The organism is Streptomyces palmae, from assembly GCF_004684805.1.
Lineage (GTDB): Bacteria > Actinomycetota > Actinomycetes > Streptomycetales > Streptomycetaceae > Streptomyces > Streptomyces palmae.
In genome coordinates this window covers 1-5,072 of sequence record NZ_SRID01000446.1, presented here as the reverse complement: position 1 = coordinate 5,072, position 5,072 = coordinate 1, and the positions used below count along the sequence as shown (strand labels likewise).

The 5,072-nt window shown below is 71.8% G+C and carries 1 protein-coding gene; it reads left to right on the top strand.

Translation table 11 applies throughout. From position 1 onward, the window contains the following. Positions 1 to 121: 121 nt before the first annotated feature. A partial coding sequence (locus E4099_RS28795) for a non-ribosomal peptide synthetase (protein ID WP_135342059.1) occupies positions 122 to 5,072 on the top strand: 4,951 nt, incomplete at its 3' end.

The window sequence follows — 5,072 nt, the reverse complement described above, 5'->3', positions numbered from 1 at the left end:
GGTGGGTGGGGGGCCCGATGAACCGGCAACACCCGAAAGAGTGATCTCGTCCGTCTGCTGAGGCGGGCATGCCTTCCGTAGAGGCGTCCTGTGCCGACAGGGCCGGAAGGGGGCGGGAACGGTGTCTTCGTCCGAGGTGCCCGACGAACGGCTGCCGGCCACGGCCGCGCAGCGCGAGATCTGGCTGGCCCAGAAACTGGCTCCGGAATCCCCGGTCCACCAGGTCGGCGAGTACCTGGACATCGGCGGTCCGATCGATCCGGTGCTCTTCGAGGAAGCGCTGCGGCGGACCGTCGCCGAAGCCGAGCCGCTGCGCGTGCGGTTCGCCGAGGAGGCCGGGGCGCTGTGGCAGAGTGTCACCCCCGCCGGCGACTGGGACTTCCCGGTGCTGGACGTCAGTGGTGAGGACGACCCGCACCAGGCCGCCGAGGCATGGATGCGCGCCGATCTGGGTCGCCCGATGGACCTGCTGAGCGGCCCCCTGTTCTCCTACGCCCTCTTCCGGCTGAGTCCGGAGCGGTTCCGGTGGTACCAGGGCTACCACCACATCGTGGCGGACGGCTTCGCGTTCGCCCTCATCGCACGCCGGGTGGCCGAGCTGTACACCGCCGGCGCCGCCGGGCTGCCCACCCCCGCCGGGGTCTTCGGCCCGCTGCGGCTGCTGGTGGACGCGGACGCGGCGTACCGCTCCTCCCCGGCCTTCTCCGCCGACCGGCGCTACTGGACGGGCCTGCTATCCGACCAGCCGGAACCGCCCCGGCTCTCCGACCGCCCGGCCCAGGCCCCGACCGGAGTGCTGCGCCACGGCGCGGCCCTGCCACCGGACCTCGCCGCCCGACTGCGGACCAGGGCAGAGCAGATCGGGGTCCGGCTCTCCTCCCTGACGATCGCCGTCGCGGCCGCCTATGTGCACCGGCTGACGGGCAGGCACGACATCGTCCTGGGACTGCCGGTGAACGCCCGGCCCGGCCCAGTGCCGCGCAGCAGCCCCGGCATGGCCGCCAACGTGCTGCCGCTGCGGCTGGCGGTGAGCGCCTCCACCCGCGCCCGCGACCTGGCACGCCAGGTGGCGGACCAGGTGGGCCAGGCGCTGCGGCACCAGCGCTACCGGGGTGAGGACCTGCCGCGCGACCTCGGCCTGCCGGGTGGGCTGAGCCGGCTGACGGGCCCCCTGGTCAACATCATGTCCTTCGACTACGACCTGCGCTTCGCCGGGCACCGCGCCTCGGCCCGCAACCTCTCTCCCGGATTCGTCGACGACCTCTCGATCAGCCTGTACGACCGCTCCGACGAAGCGGGGGTACACCTCGTCCTCGACGCCAACCCCGCGCTGTACGGCGCGGAGGAACTGGCCGCGCACCAGGGGCGCCTGAGCCGCGCGCTGGAAGCGGTGGCAGCCGACCCGGACCGGCCGGTAGGCGCTATCGACCTGCTCAGCCCCGGTGAGCGCCGCCGACTGCTGCCCGCCCGGAATCCCGTGCCCCGCGCGGATCCGCAGGACACCCTGGCGTACCGGTTCCAGACCCAGGCGGCCCGCACCCCGCGGGCCACGGCGGTGGTGTGCGAGGGCACCCGGCTGAGCTACCAGGAGCTGGACACGGCGGCCAACCGCCTCGCCCATCTGATGATCGCCCGCGGGGCGGGACCGGAGCGCCTGGTGGCCCTGGCCCTGCCCCGCTCCGAGCAACTGGTCGTCGCGGTACTGGCCGTGCTCAAGACGGGAGCGGCCTACCTGCCGCTCGACCCGGAGCACCCGGCCGAACGCCTCGCCCTCATGCTGCGCGACGCCGCCCCGGTCCTCGCGGTGACCACCACCACGACCAGCGCGGCGCTACCCGAGACGACCGCCGCGCGCCTGGAGCTGGACCACCCCGGCACCGTCCGGGCACTGGCCGGCCACCCGGACACCGCCCCGACCGACGCCGACCGCACCGTTCCCCTCCTGCCGACACACCCCGCCTACGTGATCTACACCTCCGGCTCCACCGGCACGCCCAAGGGGGTGGTCGTCACCCACCACAACGCGGTCCGCCTGTTCCGCGCCACCGCGGACCAGCTCGGATTCGGCCCGTGGGACACCTGGACCCTGTTCCACTCCTTCGCCTTCGACTTCTCGGTGTGGGAGATGTGGGGACCGCTGCTGCACGGCGGTCGCCTGGTCGTGGTGCCCCAGGCGGTGAGCCGGTCGCCGGTGGACTTCCTCCGGCTGCTGGCCGACCAGCGCGTCACGGTCCTCAACCAGACCCCGTCGGCCTTCTCCGCCCTGATGCGAGCCGACCGCGAGCACCCGGAGCTCGGCCGGAAACTGGCCCTGCGCACCGTGGTCTTCGGTGGCGAAGCCCTGCGGCCCAACCGCCTGACCGACTGGTACGAGCGCCACCCCGACCACGCCCCGGCGCTGGTCAACATGTACGGCATCACCGAGACCACCGTGCATGTCACCCACACCCCCCTCGACCGGCGCACCGCGGCCTCCGCGTCCGGCAGCCCCATCGGCACCGCGCTGAGGGACCTGCGCGCCTACGTACTGGACGCAGGGCTGCAACCGGCTCCCGCGGGCGTGGCGGGCGAACTCTACGTTGCCGGGGAGGGGGTGGCCCGCGGGTATCTGGGCCGCGCGGGACTCACCGCCCAGCGGTTCCTGGCGGACCCCTACGGACCTGCCGGAAGCCGGATGTACCGCACCGGGGACGTGGCGCGCCGGTACCCCGACGGCCGACTGGACTTCCTGGGGCGCGCGGACACCCAGGTGAAGATCCGCGGGTTCCGCATCGAACCCGGTGAGGTGGAGGCGGCGCTGGCCGCCCACCCGGGCATCGCCCAGGCCGCGGTCGTCGCCCGAGCGGACCACGAGGGCGATCCACGCCTGATCGGCTATGTCGTGCCGGCGGACGGGGACGTGGCGATCGACCCCGCTGACGTGCGGGCCTTCGTCGCCCGGCGCCTCCCGCCGTACATGGTGCCGGCGGCCGTCGTCACCCTGGCGGCACTGCCCCTGACGGCCAACGGCAAACTCGACCACCGCGCGCTGCCCGCCCCCGACTACGCTCCCGCCGCAGGGGTGCGCGGGCCCCGCGACGCCGTCGAGGAAGTCCTGTGCACCCTGTTCGCCCAGGTGCTCGACCTGCCCGCGGTGGGAATCGACGAAAGCTTCTTCGACCTGGGCGGGCACTCCCTGCTGGCCACCCGGCTGGCGGCCCGGGTGGGCACCGAACTCGGCGTGGAACTGCGGCTGGGCACCCTCTTCGACGAGCCCACGGTGGCCGGCCTGGCCCGCGCGCTGGCCGGGGCCAGGGCGGCGCGCCCGGCCCTGGAGCCCGTGGACCGGCCGGATCCCCTTCCGCTGTCCTTCGCGCAGCGGCGGCTGTGGTTCCTGTACCGCCTGGACGGGCCCTCACCCATCTACAACATCCCGCTGGCGGTGCGCCTGACCGGCCCACTGGACCAGCGGGCACTTCGGGCCGCGGTGGCGGACGTGGTGGACCGCCACCAGACCCTGCGCACCGTCTTCCCCGACTCGGACGGGGAGCCGCACCAGCGGATCCTCACGCCGGAGGCGGCCCGCGCCGCCCTCGACCTCCGCGTGACGACCATCGAGGAATCCGAGCTGCAAGAGGAGATGACCGCCTGCGCCCGGCTCGCCTTCGACCTGGCGCATGAGATGCCGCTGCGCGTGCGGGTTTTCGTATTGGCCCCGCGGGAGTGTGTGTTGGTGTTGGTGGTGCACCATATTGCGGCTGATGGGTGGTCGTTGGGGGTGTTGGGGGAGGATTTGGGGTGTGCTTATGCGGCGCGTTGTGGGGGTCGGGTGCCGGGGTGGGTGCCGCTTGGTGTGCAGTATGCGGATTATGCGGTGTGGCAGCGTCGGTTGTTGGGTGATGCGGGTGATGGGGGGAGTGTTCTGGGTGGGCAGCTTGGTTATTGGCGGCGGGTTTTGGAGGGGTTGCCGGAGCGTGTGGTGCTTCCGGTGGATCGGCCTTTGCCGGCGGTTGCTTCGCATGGTGGTGGGGTGGTGGTGTTTTCTTGGGGTGCTGGTGTGCATGGGGCGTTGGTGGATGTGGCGCGGGTGTGTGGTGCGAGTGTGTTCATGGTGGTGCATGCGGGGTTGGTGGCGTTGTTGAGTCGGTTGGGGGCTGGGACGGATATTCCGGTGGGTGTTCCGGTTGCCGGGCGTGTGGATGAGGCGACTGAGGGGTTGGTGGGTTTCTTCGTCAATACGTTGGTGTTGCGGAGTGATGTGTCGGGTGATCCGGTGTTTCGTGAGTTGGTGGCTCGGGTTCGTGAGTGCAGTCTGGATGCTTATGCTCATCAGGACGTGCCGTTCGAGTATCTGGTCGATCAGCTGCGTCCCACTCGCTCCCTTGCCCACCATCCCCTCTTCCAGACGATGCTGGCCTGGCACGAATCCCCGACCGGACCGCTCACACTCCCCGGACTCGAGACCCGCACCGAATTCGTGCACACCGGCACCGCCCGTATGGACCTCGCCTTCTCCCTCACCGCGCACCATGCGGCCGATCGCACTCCGCAAGGCGTGGAAGGCGCGGTGGAGTACGACGCCGAGATCTTCGACCGCGCCACGGTGGAGGCGCTCCTTGGCCGGCTGGAGCGACTGCTGCGGGCCGTGGCCTCGGATCCGGACCTCCCGATCGGCGCGGTCGACCTGCTCACCCCCGGCGAGCGGCGCCGGATGCTCTCCGACTGGAACCCGGCCGATCGGAACGTCCCGCAGGCCACCCTGCCCCAGTTGTTCGCGGCGCAGGTGGCGCGTACCCCGCAGGCCATCGCGCTCGTGTCTGGGAAGACCCGGCTGACCTACGGGCGACTCGACGCGATGGCCGACCGTGTGGCCTGCGCGTTGGTGGAGGGCGGGGTGGGCGCGGAGTGCGCTGTGGGTGTGCTGTTGGAGCGTTCGGTGGAGTTGGTGGTGGCGGTGTTGGCGGTGGTGAAGGCGGGTGGGGTGTATGTGCCGTTGGATTCCCGTTTTCCCGAGGCGCGGATGCGGTGGATGGTGGAGCGGACGGGTGCGTCGGTGGTGTTGGTGGGGCGGGATTCCGCGGTCGGGGGATGGG